General features: G+C 34.7%; 15 protein-coding genes. 12 read left to right on the top strand and 3 right to left on the bottom strand.

Annotated features, from left to right (window positions below; all coding sequences use genetic code 11):
• Nucleotides 1-18: 18 nt before the first annotated feature.
• Together C1631_RS06535 and C1631_RS06530 are read right to left on the bottom strand one after the other, a co-directional pair.
• A complete protein-coding gene (locus C1631_RS06535) occupies nucleotides 19-435 on the bottom strand; it encodes a carboxymuconolactone decarboxylase family protein (protein WP_103248936.1) in 417 nt (138 codons plus the stop codon).
• Between the two features lie 458 nt (nucleotides 436-893).
• Nucleotides 894-1,277: a winged helix-turn-helix transcriptional regulator gene (locus C1631_RS06530; RefSeq protein WP_103248935.1), complete on the bottom strand. Its 384-nt coding sequence runs from the start codon at nucleotides 1,275-1,277 to the stop codon at nucleotides 894-896.
• A gap of 121 nt (nucleotides 1,278-1,398) precedes the next feature.
• On the opposite strand from C1631_RS06530, the gene C1631_RS06525 reads away from it, so the two are divergent.
• Nucleotides 1,399-2,460, top strand: coding sequence for an NADH:flavin oxidoreductase (locus C1631_RS06525; protein ID WP_109711216.1), 1,062 nt, complete (start codon nucleotides 1,399-1,401; stop codon nucleotides 2,458-2,460).
• Between the two features lie 600 nt (nucleotides 2,461-3,060).
• On the opposite strand, the gene C1631_RS06520 is transcribed toward C1631_RS06525, so the two are convergent.
• Entirely contained in the window at nucleotides 3,061-4,263 is a 1,203-nt protein-coding gene (locus tag C1631_RS06520; protein WP_109711214.1) for a C1 family peptidase, read from the bottom strand.
• 343 nt (nucleotides 4,264-4,606) lie between these two features.
• Between C1631_RS06520 and C1631_RS06515 the strand changes: the two genes are divergently transcribed.
• The 11 genes from C1631_RS06515 (at nucleotide 4,607) to C1631_RS06460 (ending at nucleotide 19,899) form a co-directional block, all read left to right on the top strand.
• The gene (locus C1631_RS06515) at nucleotides 4,607-5,125 is read left to right on the top strand and encodes an RNA polymerase sigma factor (protein WP_109711212.1); all 519 of its coding nucleotides are present in this window, start codon (nucleotides 4,607-4,609) and stop codon (nucleotides 5,123-5,125) included.
• Nucleotides 5,126-5,136: 11 nt separating this feature from the next.
• Nucleotides 5,137-6,243 (top strand): TonB-dependent receptor plug domain-containing protein, encoded by a 1,107-nt coding sequence (locus tag C1631_RS06510; RefSeq protein ID WP_109711210.1) that lies wholly within the window; start codon nucleotides 5,137-5,139, stop codon nucleotides 6,241-6,243.
• Nucleotides 6,244-7,147: 904 nt separating this feature from the next.
• Nucleotides 7,148-8,185 (top strand): T9SS type A sorting domain-containing protein, encoded by a 1,038-nt coding sequence (locus C1631_RS06505; protein ID WP_109711208.1) that lies wholly within the window; start codon nucleotides 7,148-7,150, stop codon nucleotides 8,183-8,185.
• A 199-nt stretch (nucleotides 8,186-8,384) separates the two neighbouring features.
• Nucleotides 8,385-11,339: a hypothetical protein gene (locus tag C1631_RS06500; protein WP_109711206.1), complete on the top strand. Its 2,955-nt coding sequence runs from the start codon at nucleotides 8,385-8,387 to the stop codon at nucleotides 11,337-11,339.
• A gap of 6 nt (nucleotides 11,340-11,345) precedes the next feature.
• Nucleotides 11,346-14,702: a DUF6443 domain-containing protein gene (locus C1631_RS06495; RefSeq protein WP_109711204.1), complete on the top strand. Its 3,357-nt coding sequence runs from the start codon at nucleotides 11,346-11,348 to the stop codon at nucleotides 14,700-14,702.
• Between the two features lie 2 nt (nucleotides 14,703-14,704).
• Nucleotides 14,705-15,154 (top strand): hypothetical protein, encoded by a 450-nt coding sequence (locus C1631_RS06490; RefSeq protein WP_123966610.1) that lies wholly within the window; start codon nucleotides 14,705-14,707, stop codon nucleotides 15,152-15,154.
• A gap of 321 nt (nucleotides 15,155-15,475) precedes the next feature.
• Nucleotides 15,476-16,429 carry an RHS repeat-associated core domain-containing protein gene (locus C1631_RS06485; RefSeq protein ID WP_109711201.1) on the top strand — a complete coding sequence of 318 codons (954 nt, stop codon included), beginning with the start codon at nucleotides 15,476-15,478 and terminating at the stop codon, nucleotides 16,427-16,429.
• 8 nt (nucleotides 16,430-16,437) lie between these two features.
• A complete protein-coding gene (locus tag C1631_RS06480) occupies nucleotides 16,438-16,884 on the top strand; it encodes a hypothetical protein (RefSeq protein ID WP_109711199.1) in 447 nt (148 codons plus the stop codon).
• Between the two features lie 239 nt (nucleotides 16,885-17,123).
• Nucleotides 17,124-18,056, top strand: coding sequence for an RHS repeat domain-containing protein (locus C1631_RS06475; RefSeq protein ID WP_109711197.1), 933 nt, complete (start codon nucleotides 17,124-17,126; stop codon nucleotides 18,054-18,056).
• Nucleotides 18,057-18,697: 641 nt separating this feature from the next.
• Nucleotides 18,698-19,201, top strand: coding sequence for a GbsR/MarR family transcriptional regulator (locus C1631_RS06465; RefSeq protein WP_109711193.1), 504 nt, complete (start codon nucleotides 18,698-18,700; stop codon nucleotides 19,199-19,201).
• 11 nt (nucleotides 19,202-19,212) lie between these two features.
• The gene (locus tag C1631_RS06460; protein WP_103249022.1) at nucleotides 19,213-19,899 is read left to right on the top strand and encodes a hypothetical protein; all 687 of its coding nucleotides are present in this window, start codon (nucleotides 19,213-19,215) and stop codon (nucleotides 19,897-19,899) included.
• Nucleotides 19,900-20,011: the final 112 nt, after the last annotated feature.

The following is a 20,011-nucleotide window of genomic DNA, read 5'->3' as shown; positions in this document are numbered from 1 at the left end:
AAAGACAGCATTGGTTTATTAATCTTCTTCAGCTAAAGTGATACGTAATTTATTTAAAGTACTCATTAAGGTGATACTTGTTGTCAGTTCTACAATTTCCCGTTCTGTGAAATGCCCTGTTAGTTTTGCTTTGATCAGTTGCCAGTCATCTTTGCTGTAGGTGAGAGCTTCTGCCCATGCTAAAACAAGCTTTTGCTGATCATTGAAGACATTGGTATGCATCCAGCCCGGAAGCCTGTTAATGATATCTTGCTCAATGCCAAAATTGGAGAGTTCTTTAGCGTGATAACTGCAACAATACGCGCATCCATTGATTTGAGAGACACGTAGTTCCACCAGGGCGATCAGTTTTTCATCGATACCGAATTTTCTAATGCTGTTGTGGGCTCTATATAGACTTCCAATCGTTTCTTTGGCAATTTCTTTGTAATTCATAATGAAAATTTTTTCTGCAAATTTGCATCAGAAACATTTCAGAACCTATATACTTACTTTTTGGTGATACACTTACCTTTTTGAAAGTGTTTAATTATATTATTAAATAAAAGATGAGAGAATTTCTACACTGTATAAGTATCGAACTTTGGCGATATACTCATCTTATGGTGGTAGCTATTAAAGTGAAATAGTAAGGGTATTGAGTTTTGAGAAAACGGTGTTACCCTTTTTATGGCATTGGAAATCGGAGCGTTAAGAAAATAAGTTCTGTGAATGGTAAGAAAATTCTATTGTTCGAAGTGCGGATACAAATTAGAAGTTAAACTTATAGTGCTACCAAACAAGTTTAGAATTTTTAGAGAACAGAATTTATTTTTAGCGATGAGGTCCCGGTCTTGAAATTTTTTTTCTTTTGTTTCAAGACAAAAGAAAAAATACTCATTGAAAACAGACGATTAAACATTCAAAGCTTTTTTCGCTTCTTTTTTCATAGCATTACAATCCTCATAAGGGATTCCACTGACCTGATATTTTGCTTCCCATTCTTCCAGTAAATAAAGAATAGGTAATAAAGCCAGTCCTTTCTCTGTAAGGGAATACTCAACTCTTGGAGGGAGTTCTTTAAATTCTTCACGAATGACCAGACCATCACTTTCCATCTCTCTCAATTGATCTGTAAGCACTTTTCTGGAAATGACGTTAATCCGTACTGCCAGTTCTCCAAAGCGCAGCTTTCTGTCTTTAATGACCAGTACAATGATAGGCTTCCATTTACTTCCCAGAGCAGCCATGGCTTTGCCTAAAGGGCAGCTGTATTGCATTAATTCATTCTTTTTCATATGTTACTTTGACGTTACTAATGTAAGTTACTGCGAAGTTACCACTATTTTTTTAATTAAAGATACAAAAGTGAACTATTATTAGTTACTTTGTGTAACAATTATAAAACAAAATTTAAAAATGAGTACATCTTCATTATTTAAACCGTTTCAATACAAGAATTTACAGCTTAAAAATAGAATAGTAATGGCTCCTATGACCAGAGCACAATCTGATAATGGAGTTCCTACACAGAACATTGCAGATTATTATGGAAGAAGAGCTGCTTCAGAAGTAGGATTAATTCTTTCTGAAGGAACTGTGATCAACAGACCGGGATCAAAAAACTTACAGAATATTCCGGATTTTTATGGTAATGAAGCCTTACAAGGTTGGAAAAATGTAATCGATACTGTCCATCAGAATGGCGGGAAAATGGGACCTCAGATCTGGCACGTTGGAGATACAAGAATGTCTGAGGACTATCCTTTAGTTCCAATGGAAAAAGCTTCCACCATGACCATTGAAGATATTCAGGATACTATTGCTCAGTTTGCAGCTTCTGCAAAGTCAGCAAAAGATCTTGGATTTGATTGTCTTGAAATTCACGGAGCACACGGTTATCTTATCGATCAGTTTTTCTGGGAAGTAACCAATACAAGAACTGATGAATATGGGGGTAAAACCTTAAAGGAAAGAAGCCGGTTTGCAGTTGATGTTGTAAAAGCAATCAGAGCTGCAGTTGGAGAGGATTTTACGATTATTATCCGTCTTTCACAATGGAAACAACAGGATTATAAAAGCAAATTGGCATTGACTCCGAATGAAATGGAAGATTGGTTATTACCATTAAAAGAGGCAGGAGTAGACATTTTCCACTGTTCACAACGTCGCTTCTGGGAACCTGAATTCGAAGGTTCAGACTTGAACTTTGCAGGCTGGGCAAAAAAGATTACCGGACAACCAACTATTACGGTGGGATCTGTAGGATTAAACGGAGATTTCTTAAATGCTTTTGCTGGCCAGGGAACAGAGAAAACAGACCTTACAGAATTGATCAGAAGGCTTGACAAAGAAGAATTTGATCTTGTTGCTGTGGGACGCGCAATTTTACAGGATTACGAGTGGGTACAGAAGATCAAAGACAACAATACTGAAGCTCTTTTGGACTTTTCAGCAGAAAGTATGGGCGTATTATTTTAATATGACTGGTGAATAGTAAACTTGCTTTGCAGCCTATTTTATTACAGCATAATTTTATTGGACAGAGCAAAATTAACTATTTACATTCATCATAATTCACTTTATTTTATATTTAATTTTCACCTATTTATTAAGAAACCGGCTTTCAGAATTTCTGAAAGCCGGTTTTATTTTTAAGATCTGCATCCGTATTCAGATGGTTCGCAAGGCCAGTAAGCAGGGAGTGGGAGTCCATCCTGAGCCTTATAGCGGCACGCGATGAATCCAGGTTCACATACAGGAGCATTTCCTCCGTTAATTTTCTTTAAATCTGGTTTTGCTAATTTTTTTTAAGATTTTTCATATTTTATAGTTTATAGGTAATAGTAAATGTAGTATTTTCAATAATGTATCAATGATTTGAGTGTAATTTTGAAATGTTGAAATTTTTCACATTGATTTGCTATTTCAGGAAGTATCTGAAACTTCCTGTATTTATTTTTCTAATGATTTGATAATAGACCCAGAATAAAAATAACCCCGCTCACGGAATTTCCTTGAGCGGGGTTTTTAACAGATTTAAATATCTAAAACTGCCTGTTATAGGGCAGAAGTGATTTCTTATAAACCAATATTTTTAGTTGGTTTCAACTGTTTCAAAATATTTTTTGGAATAGCATTTTTGTGAACCAAAATAGCCGTTGACTTATATTCAACATACGGTCTTGTTACATAAAGATAGCCTGCAAAGTCATTCGTTACTCCCCATGAGTTTTTTACCATATAGTATTCCTTACCAGTCTGATCTTTTGCCAAACCTACGATATGCATACCATGGTCATCCGTTGTAGAAAGGTTGTTAAGAGCTTTCTGACGCATATCCTCAGTGATTGTTTTATCTTTTTTAGGCTCTGTAAACAAAGTCTGCTTGTTGTCTGCAGTAATTTGTTCAAGATCCATATCCGGAACATAAGCGACTCCGTTTTTGTAAGAAAAATAAGGCTCTGAAACGTCCGTTGCCCAGCCTACAGAATACCCTTTAGTTACTGCATTGTCTACGATAGCTGTAAGGTCTTTCATGGGAACATTCCAGTCTGAATCATGGCTCCAGTTGTCAGGAATAGGAACTACAAATTTCTGATAATAAGGATAATCTTTATAAGAAGATAATTCTACATAATCATCAGCATTAATTCCTACGACTTCGTTAGCAAACGTTTTTGGCGTATAGTTTTTTCCTTCATACGTAAAGTTAGCAGGTACTTTTCCTAAATATTCATCAAGAATTGCATCTACAGAATTCATCCAGTTATCGGTAAGCTTTCCTTTTGAAGAGGCCTGAACAAGGCTATCCAAAACAGGCTTTAACTTCCCCTGCATTTCTTTGAAATTGTTGGTGGTTTGCCCCGGCTTTAGTCCTGAATAGACATCCTGAGGAACTGCTCCGTACTTTTTGTACATATTGATTACATCGTGTAGTTCTCCTCCGTCTCCCCAACTGATAGCTCCGCTATTTAAAACATATAACTTCGCTTTATCGTGGTAAGAATTCCTTGCGGTAAAAATTTCAGCAAGATCTACAGGTTTTTTTCCCATCCTCTGCATCTCAGATTCAAGAAAAGAATTTCCTGAATAGCTCCAGCAAGTTCCTGATGAACCCTGATTCTTCACAGAAGTTGCACCAACGTCTTTTAACGTTGTGAACTGAAAATTAGCATTTTGTGAGTGGTTGTTTTTTAACTTGTTGATTAAGTCATCTTGGGCAAACATCATACTTCCTGCAGACAAAACAAAAAGTAATGATGCCATTTTCGCATTTTTCATTACTATAAAAAGATTATTTGTATTAATAGTCGTTAATAGTAGAGATTTGTTACAAAGGGAAAGGTTAAATTTAAAATGAAAATTTTTTATTAAAAAAGTGAATAAAGCGAATAAAGGAAGGAAGGTTATGATTAAAATAATCTGTAATAGAGAGAAATATGAACGGCAATCTATACCATAGTCAGGGTGGTGATTTTTTTGAATTATTTCTCCGGTAAGTATTGCTTTTTGGCCTGTTCTCTTACTTTGTATTTCCACATAATTACCCTATTTTAGAAAAAAGTTTAACATGTTTCCAACCTGCCTCAAATTTTTTGCATCTATACAAGTATAAAGCCTGACTATGGAACGAGATTTACTATTAGAATGTCAGCGGAATGATCGTAATGCGCAGCGGAAGCTCTATGAACAGATGGCAGGAAAACTGTATTCAGTCTGCAAACGTTATCTGAAAAATGATGAAGATATTGAAGAAGCTCTGGCTGATAGTTTTTATAAAATTTTTACAAAAATCAATCAGCTTCAGAATCCTGACACATTTGAAGCATGGGCAAAGAAAATTGTGGTCAATGAATGTTTACAAAAATTAAGAAATAATAAAGAACTGCACATTTCTTTAGAAGAAAATCATGTGTCCTTTTCAGATTCTGCATGTGACAATCATTCATTGGAAAAAGATATTTTAAATCTTTTGAACTTCCTTCCGGAAGGCTGTAAGGCTATTTTTAATCTTTTTGCCATTGAAGGCTACCCTCACAAAGAAATTGCTGTAATGCTTTCCATTAGTGAAGGAACCTCAAAGTCTCAACTCAATTTCGCAAGAAAAAAACTTCAGGAACTTTTGGTCAATCAAAATATCTAAACTTTACATCAATGGAAAATAATCATATAGATAAAACGTTCAATGAGGCTTCTAGAGCTTTGGAGGAACCTGTAACTTTTCCGGGTTTTGATAAAGTTTGGAGTAAGGTTGAAGAAAAGCTGGATCAGAAACAGGAAAAGAAAAGGATTGTTCCGGTCTGGATCTCTTACGGAATTGCAGCAAGTCTGGCGGTGGGGAGTGGGATTTTTTATTTTACTCATGAAAAAAGAGATCTGGGAACAGAACAAACCATCATTGCTCAGAAAACAATTTCTCCGGAAAATCCTTCAATGAATATTTCCGAACCTATCCAAAAAACGGATAGTATCGTAAGAGCCAATATCCGGAAAGAAGTGATTCCGATTGTTCCGATGAGGGTGGCTTCCCGGAAAATTCGGCGCATGTATACTTCTTTATCGACTTTTCATATAGAGAAATTGAATGCTACAGAACCTTTCAATGGGAAGCTATTGCCAATTGCAGAAAATAAAATAAAAGACACCTTACGAAGAAAAAACATCGAGGAAGTGATCGCAGTGGGAGTTAAAAAAGAAAAAACGGTTACAGTAAGTTCTTTGGAGATTGCATCCCAAAAGAGACGTTCCGCTTTAAACATCGTTCCGGATACTGCAGAGACAGCCTATTCACGTACTCCGTTTAATCTTGCAGCACAAATACATGAGCCCGAAATTTTAGCATATGGCAAAAAAACAAAGCCTGATAAACTGATTATTGCAAGCTCAGGAGTAGCCAATCAGATGGGAACGAAATCTCTTGCCAATTCAATAGGAGGTCTTACTCCCGGAATAAATGTCAACTCTATTTCAGGAATGGAAGGTTCGGGTAAAGTGGATATTTCAATGAGTTGTCAAAATTCTTCAAAAGCAAATACAAATCCTTTGATCGTAGTAGATGGTGTTGTTTCGGATTTGGAAGATTTCAGAAAGTTAGACCCTAAAAAAATAGAAAATATTTCCATTATTAAAACGCCGAAAACAAAAACGTCTTATTCAGAAAAGGCGAAAAATGGTGTTGTTGTGGTAGAAACAAAGGATATATCAAAAAAAGAAAAAAGAAAGCTGAAAAAGTTTCTTGAAAAAGAATTACCTCAAAAATAATTCCCCCAAATTGTAAAAACTAATAATCATTCATTATACACCTGGAAAAAGAAATTTCTTCAGTAGGTTTCTTTTCCCTTTTTTAATCACAACAAAATCATGATGAGAATTTATGTATTACTTCCATTGTTTGCAAGAAAACGTATTTGGATTAAATCCATAGTAAAGTATATGACAACACAATTGCAATAGAAAAAAGATGATTTCAATATAGAAAACACAAACACAATTTTGAGCAAAGACTCAGAGAGGTGTTGACATTGCTGATACCATTGGAAGAACGGGAATCAAATGTATTATTGGATATAATAATGCTGCCGTCTTCCAGCATGTTATTAATTTCTACCTTAAAAATCTCGCATAACCTGATCATTTACTAGACCCGGCCTGAAAGTATCGGTTTCCCATTTGGGATAAACAGGCTGGGATATGTGTAGCAAATGGGGTACCTGTTGCTATGAGTATTCTCTTTTCGTTCAGAGTTTTGCCAGTTTTTGGTTCCAGGTATTGTTGTATTAAATTTTATACAATATAAAAAACATTACAATGTGTTGAATCTGATGTGTACAAATTTATAACCATAGGTTATTGAATTTATAACCAAAATTTTTCACACTAATAAGAAATAATTGATATATTAGCCTTCAAACATTAGCAGGAAAAAAACAAAATTGTTTTAGACAAATGTAAAAAATCTATGTCTCTTATTCTATTTTCAGATAATGCGACATGTTTTGTCGTTACCCGGCTTTAGCTTTGTAGTAGAATAAAAACTTAAAAAAACGCTTATGAGAAAAATACAATTTACCCATTAAAATATGGGGAGAACCCCATATCAATATCTAAAATATCTTTTTAGATTTAACCCCATTAAAAATTCAAATGCATATGAAAAAAAAACTACATGGGTGCAATAATCCTCAGCACTTTACTAAACATCCATGCCCAAGAGGTTCTTTGGCAACGCGATATTAAGTCCTCCACGCAGGACTTTCTAAGCCAGATTACCACAACTATTGACGGACAATATCTTATCACAGGTAGTAGTATCCAGGCTAAAATCGAGTCGCCAGCAGCCAAAAGCCAAAAGCTCAACAACGGTTATGATTTTCATTTGATAAAACTTGACCAGCAAGGGAATGAGATGTGGAAGAGATATTTCTCCGGAGGAAACCATGATTATTTATCCGCCACCGTTACCACGCAGGACGGGGAATTTCTTCTTTCCGGCACCAGCTATTCCGGGAAAGGATTGGATAAAAAAGACGATTCCAAAGGAGGATCAGACATTTGGCTTATCCAGATCAATGAGTTTGGAGATGAACAGTGGCAAAAGTCTTATAATTTGGGGAATCGTGATGTTTTAATGGGAATGAACGCCATTCATTCTGCCGATGATACAGAGACCAAGGGGCTTTTACTCGGTGGTTATACACAGGCTGAAGGGAAAATACAGGAAAATGATGAAACGTTTTGGTTGCTCTATATTGATTCTCAGGGAAATGAAAAATGGCGTAAACATGTTAAAGGTGAATCCAAAAAAAGAGAGGAAAGGCTTTCAGATTTTAAGCTGAACAGGGACGGATCTGTCGTACTTACAGGAACCAGTGCAAATGAGCTCGGAAAGGAAAGCTGGAAGATTGTAAAGCTAGGAGACAAACAGGTTGACCAGCTTATCGAAAAACAGGATATTAAAATTTATCCGAACCCGGTATCTGATTATGCGTATGTGGAGATAGAGCTTGATCCTTCGAAAGGCTCGGGGCGAGGATTTGAGGCTGATATTACCCTTTACGATATGGGAGGACGACAGTTACAAAGCCTGAGAACTAAGAATAAGGTAACAAAAATCAATACTCAGAATTTAATTGATGGGGCTTACTTAGTTACGGTGAAGACCAATGAGAATAAGACAGCCAGCACTAAACTAATTAAGAAATAAGAAAACAATGAAAACAAAATTATCTTTTGTATTTCTTATTCTTGATTATTGTGATGAGTGATCTGTAAAAATAATCTTTCAGAAGAAATACATTATTTCTATTGAGTTGAGTATAGAGGTGAATGTTCTTATAAGAATAAATGATCTATCTTTTTTATTTATAATAATTTATTACGTTGAACTTATATTAATTTAATATATGAAATCCATTTTTTTAATTGCAAAACTAAGTTTTTTACTGCTCCCTATATTTGTTATTGCCCAAAATAGGCCACAAGTATATAATACCGTTCCTCCTTCACCCAATGCTTCTGCTTTTACTCGTTATAGAGAATATCCGGTAAGCAACGCTACGGGATTGATACAAATAGAAGTTCCATTATATACTATACAACTTAAGACATTTTCTTTTCCCATTAATTTGAGTTACCATGCATCGGGCAGACGCGCTAAGCTTGATTATTCACCAGTTGGTTTGGGGTGGATTATTAATGCTAGTGGGAATGCCTCCCGGACAATCAAAGGGAGGACTGATCCTATACCTAATTCTTTTTCGATTCCTAAATTTAATGACTTAAACCCTCAAAGTGACTACTCTAAAATTGAAAAATTATTAGATATGGAAGGAGACAATGGGGCATTGAATAATCAGCATGATATTTTTTCATTTGCCGTAGGAGACAAGTCTGGAAAATTTATTGTAACAGATCTGGGTGTCGTTTTTCTTAATGGAGAGCCATACAAAGGAACCATTCATAATGGGGGAATAATAATAACGGATGAAAATGGTACCGCTTATACCTTTGCAGACCGAGAAGATAACACTGTATATACAGCTGAGAAGAGCACTTCTTGGTTTTTATCTAAAATCACGACTTCAGAAGGGGAGGAAATAATATTTCAGTATACTATCATCCCGGTGAGCAACACGAATGATATCGTGGGTAACTGGATCGTACGTGATGAAGTTCAGATCAGTGATCAATATCAGGCTTTAGGGCAGACGATGCAAGGATCCTCCTGTCTCCCACCACAAACAGGTTTGGGAGTACGAGTAGATCAAGTTTATGGTACTCCCTCTGTAAGCAATTATAAGATGCGTTCTCTCAGTTCCATTGATTTTCCCAATGGTCGTATTGCTTTTGTATATGACTCAAAAATGAAATTAACTTCAATGGATCTTTTTAATAGATCAGGAGCATTGTTACGCAAAAATGGTTTCTCTTATCAAAGTGTTCCCAATGAAAACCTATCAAATAATAACTCTCAGCTTTTAAACAGCACCTGGTTTCAGGATCCTGCAGGTAACCAGTCTGAGGTTTATCACTTTTCTTACTATGATGATCCTGCCTATCGTTTAAATAATTTAGCACAAAATATTTTTCTTAAAAACAAAGACTGGTGGGGGTTTTTGAATAATAAAAGTAATAATTTCAGTGTCCCTAAGTTTGAAGTAGATAACTATTTTTCAAGTCCTAACTATATGAGTAGTTCTTATGGGACCCCAGGGGTAAAGAATCCTTCTTTTGGATTCAAGCTAAACACAACTCTTAAAAAAATTATCTATCCCACTAAAGGATATTCAGAATTTATATATGAACCTAATCGCGGAAAGAGGGATGGCAATCCGGTTATTGACGGTCCAGGATTACGCATAGGGCAAATTAATACAGGGGATGGATCAGGTAATGAACTATACACACAGTATAAGTATGGGGATGATGAGAATGGAATAGGATACTTTATGATATATCCCAGTGAACGGGATTTTAAAAGTGCTCGCTACAGAATAATTGATCCGGGCTCAGGGGATCCTAATCTATGTTTTTACAGGGAAACTACTTACACCTCAGAACCTATTGAGAGTATGGCAGAAGCCTATTCTTTTCCCATTTACTATAATAAAGTAACTGAATATAAATTTTCATCCAGTGAGCCTTCAATAAAAAAAGGAAAAACTGAATTCTATTATTCAGTTCCTCAAATTGATGCTAATTATTTGTCCATGCCAGGAGGATCTTTTACCACATTAAAAGGGAATATGCTCTGTAATCTATCTTCCTTCCTCTACAGAGAAGTATACCTAGGCGCGAATAACAATTCCAAATTAATCGGTAAATCAGTTTATGAAAGAGGTACTAGTGGTAACTTTAATATGATTTATTCTGAACAAAGCAATTATGCCTTTTTCAAGCAACAAACAATTTTTGAAATTTTTATGTCGAGATGGATTGACTGTGCTTCAAGTCTGTACTATACTGGAGCCCCGGATCAACAGTGCACCATCAATAGAGCCATTAATGAGTATGCTCCTATGTTTGGTTTTGCCAGTTCCTCTGTAAATGTCGCAGGGAACCGGCTTGTAAGACATGAAGTAGCGGAAAAAATCAATAATCAACTTATTACAAGAGTAGATCTATATGAATATGGTAGTGGTGGCGATGAAACTCCTTCCGATCAGTTTCCAAGGAAGAAAAAAACAACTTTTGCTGATGGAATAATTAATGAAGTAGAATACAAGTATGCTTCCGAGAAAAACAATCAAAAGTTGATTAACGCCAATATAATTGGTATTCCTTTGGAGACGGCAATAGTGAAAAAAGAAAATGCTACAGCAACTGGAAAAACCATTTCAAGATCAGAAACAAAGTACGATAATCCGGCTCATCTGTTTCCAAGCTCAGCAGTATCCTATAACATTCTAGACAATACCCCATCTACAGAAGTCACTTATGACAAGTACGATAGTAAAGGAAACCTACAACAGTACACGATCAGAAATGGAGTTCCAACAGCGATCGTTTGGGGATATAACAACACTCAGCCAATTGCTAAAGTAGAAGGTGCTACCTATGCTCAAGTTGAGAACCTTGTCTCTTCTATTGTGAGTGCTTCCGATTCTGATGCTTCTAATCCAGCTAATGAACCCGCATTCATTATCGCATTAGACAACTTTAGAAGGAATGCTGATCTATCTGCTTATCAGATCACAACCTATACTTATGATCCCTTAATTGGAGTAACCAGTATTACTCCACCCTCAGGAATCAGAGAAGTCTATATCTATGATACTGCTAATCGATTAAAAGAGGTAAGAGAGGATTCCAAAACTGGGAAGCTGGTAAAAGAGTTTAAATACAACTACAAAAACTAACAAGAGATGAAAAGAATAATAACTCCTATAGGAATCTTTCTGTTTACAGGGCTTATCAAGGCACAGCTTAGCCCACTTCCTAACACAGAAAACTATATACAAACTAAAACATATCTCGATTATAATGGAACTCAGGTTACAAAATCTTCAGAAACTGTCCAATATTTTGATGGTTTGGGAAGACCTAAACAAGTCATCAGTATAAAAGCTACTCCCCAGGGAAAAGATGTGGTAACTCACATCGAATATGATCAGTTTGGAAGGCAGATCAAAGACTACCTTCCAATTCCCCAGCAAGGAACTCAGAACGGAACCTTCTATGCCTCTCCATTGGGGAATGCATCTTCCGTCTATGGTAATGAAAAAATATTCTCTGAAAAAGTATTGGAAAATTCACCCCTCGACAGAATTAAACAGCAGATTCAGGTGGGAAACGACTGGAGCAGTAAGCCGGTCAACTTTGGATATGAAGCCAATACTGTAGCAGATGGAGTACGAAAGTTCACAACCACGACTATCTGGGTAGATGGCGCTACGAAATCTGATCTTGCAGAAAACTGGCTCTATACCGACGGGCAACTCTATAAAAATACAGTCACCGACGAAGACGGAAACAAAACCACAGAATTTAAAAATGGACAGGGGCAGACCATTATGGTTAAAAAAGAAGATGGTAGCAGTACTTATTATGTTTATAATGAATATAATCAATTGGCTTTTGTAATCCCTCCTTTAGCCAGTGTCAGAGGTGATATTGTAGCTAATACTGCAAAACACGATGAATTGTGCTATCAGTACCGTTACGATGGAAGGAACCGTCTGGTAGAGAAAAAACTTCCCGGAAAAGGCTGGGAATACATGATCTATGACAAACAGGACCGACTGGTAGCCACCCGGGACGCTAATTTAAAAGCTAAAGGACAGTGGCTTTATACAAAATACGATAAGTTGGGAAGAGCAGTGATTACAGGAATCAGTACAGGGGGTGAAAGGACTACAGAACAAACTTTGGCAGACCTTCAGGGAAATAACTCTGTTAACAGAATTTCCACCCCTTTCTTCAACAGGCAAGGTATGGAGGTATACTATGATAATCCGGAAGGGAGCTATCCTAAATCTCCGACCTGGGTTACTTTATTGTCTTTACATTATTATGATTCTTATCCCGGCTATAGTTTTAATTCCTCCTTTCCATCAACTATTCAGGGAGAAAGCATTTTAACATCAACACTTTCTTCAGACGGAAGAAGCACCAACGGACTTCCTGTTATGAGTGTGGTGAAGAATATTGAAGATGATAACTGGACAAAAAATTATTCTTACTATGATAACAAAGGAAGGGTTATAGGATCCTATTCCATCAATCATTTAGGTGGTTATACTCAAACAGAATCAAAACTGGATTTTGCAGGAACTCCACAAATGGTGGTGACCAGACATAAACGGCTGAATACAGATACAGAAAGAGTAATCACGGAAAATTTCGAATATGATCATCAAAACAGGTTACTTGTACACAAACATCAGGTAGACAGTAATCCTGTTGAAGTTCTGACTCAAAACACTTACAATGAAATAGGTCAGCTCATTAATAAAAAGACAGGAAATACCACAGGCACTCCATTACAGTCTGTAGATATGGCCTATAATATCAGGGGATGGCTGACCAGGGTCAATGACCCTTCTAATTTAAGCGGGAAGCTTTTTGCCTATGAAATCAAATACCAGAATCCTGTCTACTTCAATGTCTCTACAGGAAAATACAACGGGAATATTGCTGAGATAGACTGGGTAAGTGCTGATAACGGAAAACTCAGGCGCTATAATTATCAGTATGACAGCCTGGAAAGGTTAAAAAGCGGAATTTATTCTGAACCGAATGCGACTGTTCCTCAAAATAATTACTACAATGAAACCCTAAGCTATGATGTGAACGGAAATATCCTGAATCTTAAAAGAAACAGGTTTATAGAAAACTTAAGCGTGGAGTTAATGGATAACCTCAATTATACCTATACCGGAAACAGGCTTAATAAGGTAGATGATGTGTCCGGGAATTATGGAGGCTATCCCAGTCCATCAGGTTCTCCTATGACCTATGACAACAACGGAAATATGACCAGTCATTTTGATAAAGGAATCTTACAGATTGATTACAATTATCTCAACCTTCCCAACTATGTCAAATTTGACAAAGAATATGTATCCCATGATTTTACGTCTACTTACTATGTCAATACAAAATACCTGTACAATGCAGCAGGAATTAAATTAAGAAAAATCCATACCTATGGTGCAGGAAGAACTGATATTGAAACGATTGAAAAGACAGACTATCTGGATGGGTTTCAATATTCTGAGGATGAATTAAGTTTTATTCCCACTCCGGAAGGGTATTATGATTTTAAAAAGAATACTTATATTTACAATTATACCGATCAGTTAGGAAACATCAGATTAGCGTATTACAAAGATGCTTCCGGAAATGTAAGGATAGACAGAGCTACCCATTATTATCCATTTGGATTAGAGTTTGGAGGGGAATTAAGTACTTCCAATTCAATAACACCGAATTATACCTATTCTTCCCAAGGACAGGAAAAACAAAGGGAAACAGGTTGGAGTTCTTACAGATGGAGGAATTATGATGCTGCAATGGCAAGGTTCTTCAATGTAGATCCTTTAAGTGAAAAATATGCTTATCAATCGCATTATAATTTCTCAGAGAACAGAGTGGTTGATGGTAGAGAGTTAGAAGGTTTAGAATGGGCTAATGTTAAAAATGATCAAGGAGTAACTACCAACCGACAACTTACAGTTTCTATTACTAATAATACTAACCTTAATGATAAACAATTTAATAAGGTCGTGGAATCTATTAAGACAGCTTTTTCTAAGACCTTTAGTGCGGATGGAGCAAAAGCCGAATTAATAGTATCAGATAAAGCAACCATGAAAGTTGAAGCTGTAAATGAAAAAAGCGTAACTATAACTAATGAAAATGGAGAAGAATTTTCCACATTTAAAGGAGGAGTTACCGCAACTTTAGGAGAAACTCAAAAAAACAATTTTACAGTTACTACTACAGTTGATGGCTCTAAAAGAGAAAATAATGGTATCACAAGATCCTTCAATCATGAAGCAGCACATTCTGCAGGATTAGATCACCCATGGGAAAACAGGGATAAAGTTTCTGACATTAATCAGGGATCAAAAAATGTTTCACCAAAAACAATAAAAGGAAATCTTTTAAATTCAGGGGCGAATCCTGTTTTTGATTATAAACAAAATGCAGGAAGTAACTTAACGCCTGGACAATTTAAAAAGATGGATGAAACAATACAATCTCAACAACCTAAATAATTATGAAAAAATGTATCTATGTTTTTATAGTAATGTGCTCAATATGTGGGTGTAAAGGCTATAAACAATTAACACAAAAAAGCACTTGTGGTAATGAGTTTGAAATCCAATATATTAGATCAGGAAAATATTTACTTCCTCAGAAAGAAAGAGATAAAAATTATTTTCTAATTTATTTTGAAAGTCATTTTAATGATAAAATAAAAATAAAAGTTAATCAGAATGAAATATTTAATAAACAAGTAATTACAAATGATAAAAGACCTGATGATTATTCAGACAGGATAATGTATAAAATGGATGGTAAGAATGAATACATTATGGATATTCAAGGAATTGATAGTAATACATGTTTAAATTTAACACTTGATAAGAAATATAGAGTAATGTATTTTTTTTATTACCAAAATAAATGGATTGTAAGATTTTCCAATGAGTTAAGGATTAATTAAGACATGAATAAAAGTGTCTAAATTTTAGAAAAAAGAATCTAAAATGAAGAATTTGCTTGCAGTAATATTTATTTTACCACTCTTTTGTGCACATTAAAATAAAGTGATTAAAAACAGCTTTTGTAAAAATAAGATTACTCTGGTCATGTTCCAAAGTTATTTATTCTGTTATTTTAATAATTAACTAATTGAAAATCAGTAGAACAGAATATCATGTCATAGAGGTATGAATCCTTGCCCTTATGATTTTTGATAGAATAGAGCTTAATTTACTGAGAATCATTCCTCATGTATCAGAGTTAGTGACGAGTCTTTTTAGATATAAACCAGTTTGTTTATCACTACATCGGTCATTTAGGAAACATCAGATTAGCGTATTACAAAGATGCTTCCGGAAATGTAAGGATAGACAGAGCTACCCATTATTATCCATTTGGATTAGAGTTTGGAGGTGAATTAAGCACTTCTAATTCAATAACCCCCAATTATACCTATTCTTCCCAGGGGCAGGAGAAACAAAGAGAAACAGGATGGAGTTCTTACCGATGGAGGAATTATGATGCTGCGATGGGAAGGTTCTTCAATGTAGATCCTTTAAGTGAAAAGTATGCGTATCAGTCTCATTATAACTTCTCAGAGAACAGGGTTGTTGACGGTAGGGAATTGGAAGGGTTGGAATGGGCTAATGTTAAAAATGATCAGGGAGTAATTACAAGTAGACAACTTACAGTTTCTATTACCAATAGTAGTACTAAACTTAATGATAAGCAATTTAATAAGTTAGTAGAATCTATTAAAACCGACTTCTCAAAAACTTATGGTGCAGATGGTGCAAAAGCAAGTTTAGTGGTGTCAGACAAAGCAACAATTAAAGCTAATGTAGTTGATGAAAAAGGAACTATCGTAAAAGATGCTGATGGAAATGAAGTGGGGGTTGCTTTTAAAGGTGGGGTTACTGATACATTAGGAGATTCACAAAAGAATGGTTTTACTGTTGCGGCTTCTAACGATGGAGAAAAAAGAGGGGCTAGTGATATAACAAGGTCTTTTAATCATGAAGCAGGTCATACGGTAGGACTTAGGCATCCTTTCGACCCAAAACAAGAGGTTGCGGATGTAAAACAAGGAGCAACTGGAGTTAAAATATCTACAGTAACGAGTAATTTGATGAACTCTGATGCAAATAAAATTAACCCATCTTCAAGTGGTACAAAGGTTACTGCAAGCCAATTTAAAAAAATGGATGAATTAATTCAATCTCAACAACCTAAATAATTTTTACTATGAAGAAGCTATTAATATTATTAGGATTCTCATTTTTATTAATCTCTTGCGTACAACAAAAACAATTAGTCAATAGCCTTTCTTGCCAAAATAAAATTACTGTCCAATACGACAATAGCAAAGCAAAAGGAGTAATGGCAAAGAATAAAGAGCTAGTTATTGTATTTTTTATGAATGATTTTAATGATAAAATTAAAGGATATATAAATGGTAAACAGAAGTTTAATGGAGAAGTATTAACAAAGGAAACCTCTGGGAAATCTGATAAAAATTTTGCTTATAATTATAGCAAAGATAAAACTCTTCCCATATTAAAAATAGAAAAGGAAAACGGGAGTTGCTTTGATATTAGAATAAAAAAACGATATAAATTAGTATATGTATTTTACGATTCTAATCAGGAATGGATTGTCAGATTTTCAAACAAATACTATGTAGACAATTAAAATATTGTGTGGTCAAGGTGATGTTTCAAATATGTTAGTAATAAAGTATAGCGTCAAAAACCAGCGCTATATTTTTAAATATTAAAGGAAAATCTAAATTTTTGACATGATATTTTAGTAGTTAGAGGATAAAAAAATAAAAAAAATCTGCTTAAAATGCTGAGAATCATACCCCGTGTTTCAAATGTGTTGGTGAAAATAATCTCTATCTTCACAATTATACAGATCAGCTAGGAAACATCAGATTAGCGTATTACAAAGATGCTTCCGGAAACCTCAAAATAGACAGAACTACCCATTATTATCCTTTTGGATTAGAGTTTGGAGGAGAATTAAGTACTTCCAATTCAATAACACCGAATTATACCTATTCTTCGCAGGGACAGGAAAAACAAAGAGAAACAGGTTGGAGTTCTTATAGGTGGAGAAATTATGATTCTGCAATGGGAAGGTTCTTCAACGTGGATCCACTAGCAGAAACCTATCACACCTGGTCACCTTTTGCCTTTAGTGGTAACCGTGTAGTTGATGCAAGAGAATTGGAAGGATTAGAGCCTAAGAAAGTAAATGAAGAAACTCCCTTGTTAGATAGAACAACAAATGGATTAAAAACATTTTTTAGTGGAGTTACCAACTTTTTTAATGAAAAATTTAACATTAAAAGAGAAATGGCAATACAAAGGAATATTGATTCTAGAGAAATAATGATGTTGGACAGATTGGCAGGAAAATCTGCTGCACTTGGTCAAATGGGACGTGGTCTTTCAGAAACTATGAAAGGAAGTGCTTATGCTTTAGGTGAAGTATTAGATAAAGGAGGAGAATACACTTCTAGTGCAGCACTTCTTGCAGCGCCAGCCACGGAGGGAGCTTCGTTAGCATTAATACCACCTGCTGAAGCAGTATCTAATTTTGGATGGGGAATAAAGTTTGGAGTTGATTTTTCAGACGGCAAATATTCTGATGTAATGATAGAAGGCTCAAAAAAAATTATAAGTACTGGTATTGGCAAAATGGGGGAAGGTTTACTTAATAAAACATTTAAATTAAATCCTTCAATGACAAAAACTGAAAAGGCAATTCATGAAACTGTAATTGGAGGAAGTGCAACTGTCGTTTCAAAATCTGCTGAAAGTGTAATTGATAAAAAGACAAAAAAATTAAATGAATAAATCTGAATTTAAATCCATAGTTTTTTATTATTTCTTAATAATATTACTTTCTGGACTTCTGTTGTTTAATCTATATTCTATTTATGTGAGTAGTGATTGGTCCATTTTATTTCCAATAGGAATTCAATTGCTTTTATTAATATTAGTTTTTATTAAATTTTCAAAAATTAAGTTATTATTAAAAATCTGGAGTTTGATATTTTTAATAATTGCCCCAATAATGCAACTTTTAGGAAAGCTTTTAAAAGATGCATCATATGATTACCAATTTTTTGATATAAGAATTTATGTTATACCTTTCATAATGTTAATCATGGGAATAGTTGTATTCTATTTTACTTCGGTAACTATTAAAACTAAAGATAATATTTAATTATTTAGAATATGCCAACTGATGGGGCTTTTGCTTTTGCTGGAAAAGTCATCTGACTTTGAGTTGACAAGTTTAAAACCACTGCAATGCCAGTGGTTTTAGTTTAGAAAAACAATTATCTTTACAATTACACTGATTAGTTAGAAAATATCAGGTAAACTTCCCTGTTGTTCAAACAAGTTAAAATTATTAAATATAATTTTCAAAAATTATTGAAAATTCAAAAAATATAATTATATTTGTCATAGAAATCTAAAAAACAAAAGCGATGCAACTTTCAGAAGCCAAAGAAAAATACATTCAAACCTGGGGAACGTTTGCTACCAATTGGGGAATCAACCGCACGATGGCACAGGTGCATGCTTTGCTTTTGGCAAGTGGTCAACCGCTTTCTACGGACGAGGTGATGGAGCAACTGGAAATTTCGCGAGGAAATGCCAATATGAACCTTCGTGCTTTAATCGATTGGGGAATTGTGAAAAAAGAATTCATCAAGGGAGACCGAAAAGAATATTTCGTGGCAGAAAAAGATGTATGGTATCTTTTTAAACAAATCACCAAGGAACGTAGAAAAAGAGAAATAGAACCAGTCATTTCATTTTTAGAAGAACTTAGAGATATCGAAGATAAAGATTCTGAAGAAGCACAGGAGTTTATCAAATTGATGAATGACTTCAGTTCTGTAACCGGGAAGATCAACAATATTATGGATCTGGCGATTAAAAGTGATGATCACTGGCTGGTAGGGAAGATTACCAACTTGTTGAAATAATCTTTACAGTAATGAAGAGACTATTTTTAATATGGGTTTTAATATCCGCAATCAGTTGCCGGAAGAATGAAAGTGCAAGCTTTGATATTCATATTGAAAATACGGACAGAGTGGGTGTAAATTACAACTTAAATCAGCTTATAATTTATAAAAACGATACACTGTTTAAAAAAATTGGATCTAAAGAGCCAATACGTTCTTTAGATGAGAATATCAAGATAGACAGCATCAGGAAGGGACGGTATTCATTCGTTTATGAAAGTATTTTTGGGAAGGAAATTAAAGAGGTAATACAGGTTGATGATTCCGGAATTTACAGAATAAGCGTTAACCCGGATCGCAGTCCTGAAAGACTTAAAAATTTAGTGATTGAAAATCTTAAAAATGATCGTGTTAAATGGGTCTATAATTCAAGTGGTTGTTTTCACCATGATGATGATTCAATTATACTGTCCAATAATGGAAATGATTATTTCATTCAATATAAAGGACAGCCAAAGAAAGTTGATGAAAAAGTTTGGTCCTATTTTGTAAATACAGAGAATGCAATGAGACAAATTCCCAAAAACGGAGGATGTACAACGATAGATACTTATGTTTTATCCTATAGAGGAAAATCCGATACGATGATTGATAATACATGTCGATTTAGGATTTGGAGTCATCTGAAAGATTATTTGAATAATAATAAGTTATAAAAAGGAGATTTAAATCCTTTTTTATTTCTGATGAATTTTCAATTATTTCTGAAAATTTTAAATAAATAGTAATTATGAAAAATTTAATCATCCATTTATTTCTGATTTTGTA

Origin of the sequence: Chryseobacterium phosphatilyticum (assembly GCF_002899825.2) — a bacterium.
Lineage (GTDB): Bacteria > Bacteroidota > Bacteroidia > Flavobacteriales > Weeksellaceae > Chryseobacterium > Chryseobacterium phosphatilyticum.
Note: the sequence above shows the minus strand (reverse complement) of the source record. Positions and strands in the feature narration are given on the sequence as shown.

Coding starts and splice junctions, on each gene's coding strand:
- C1631_RS06535 (WP_103248936.1), bottom strand. CDS start 435: ATGAATTACAAAGAAATTGCCAAAGAAACGATTGGAAGTCTATATAGA.
- C1631_RS06530 (WP_103248935.1), bottom strand. CDS start 1,277: ATGAAAAAGAATGAATTAATGCAATACAGCTGCCCTTTAGGCAAAGCC.
- C1631_RS06525 (WP_109711216.1), top strand. CDS start 1,399: ATGAGTACATCTTCATTATTTAAACCGTTTCAATACAAGAATTTACAG.
- C1631_RS06520 (WP_109711214.1), bottom strand. CDS start 4,263: ATGAAAAATGCGAAAATGGCATCATTACTTTTTGTTTTGTCTGCAGGA.
- C1631_RS06515 (WP_109711212.1), top strand. CDS start 4,607: ATGGAACGAGATTTACTATTAGAATGTCAGCGGAATGATCGTAATGCG.
- C1631_RS06510 (WP_109711210.1), top strand. CDS start 5,137: ATGGAAAATAATCATATAGATAAAACGTTCAATGAGGCTTCTAGAGCT.
- C1631_RS06505 (WP_109711208.1), top strand. CDS start 7,148: ATGGGTGCAATAATCCTCAGCACTTTACTAAACATCCATGCCCAAGAG.
- C1631_RS06500 (WP_109711206.1), top strand. CDS start 8,385: ATGAAATCCATTTTTTTAATTGCAAAACTAAGTTTTTTACTGCTCCCT.
- C1631_RS06495 (WP_109711204.1), top strand. CDS start 11,346: ATGAAAAGAATAATAACTCCTATAGGAATCTTTCTGTTTACAGGGCTT.
- C1631_RS06490 (WP_123966610.1), top strand. CDS start 14,705: ATGAAAAAATGTATCTATGTTTTTATAGTAATGTGCTCAATATGTGGG.
- C1631_RS06480 (WP_109711199.1), top strand. CDS start 16,438: ATGAAGAAGCTATTAATATTATTAGGATTCTCATTTTTATTAATCTCT.
- C1631_RS06465 (WP_109711193.1), top strand. CDS start 18,698: ATGCAACTTTCAGAAGCCAAAGAAAAATACATTCAAACCTGGGGAACG.
- C1631_RS06460 (WP_103249022.1), top strand. CDS start 19,213: ATGAAGAGACTATTTTTAATATGGGTTTTAATATCCGCAATCAGTTGC.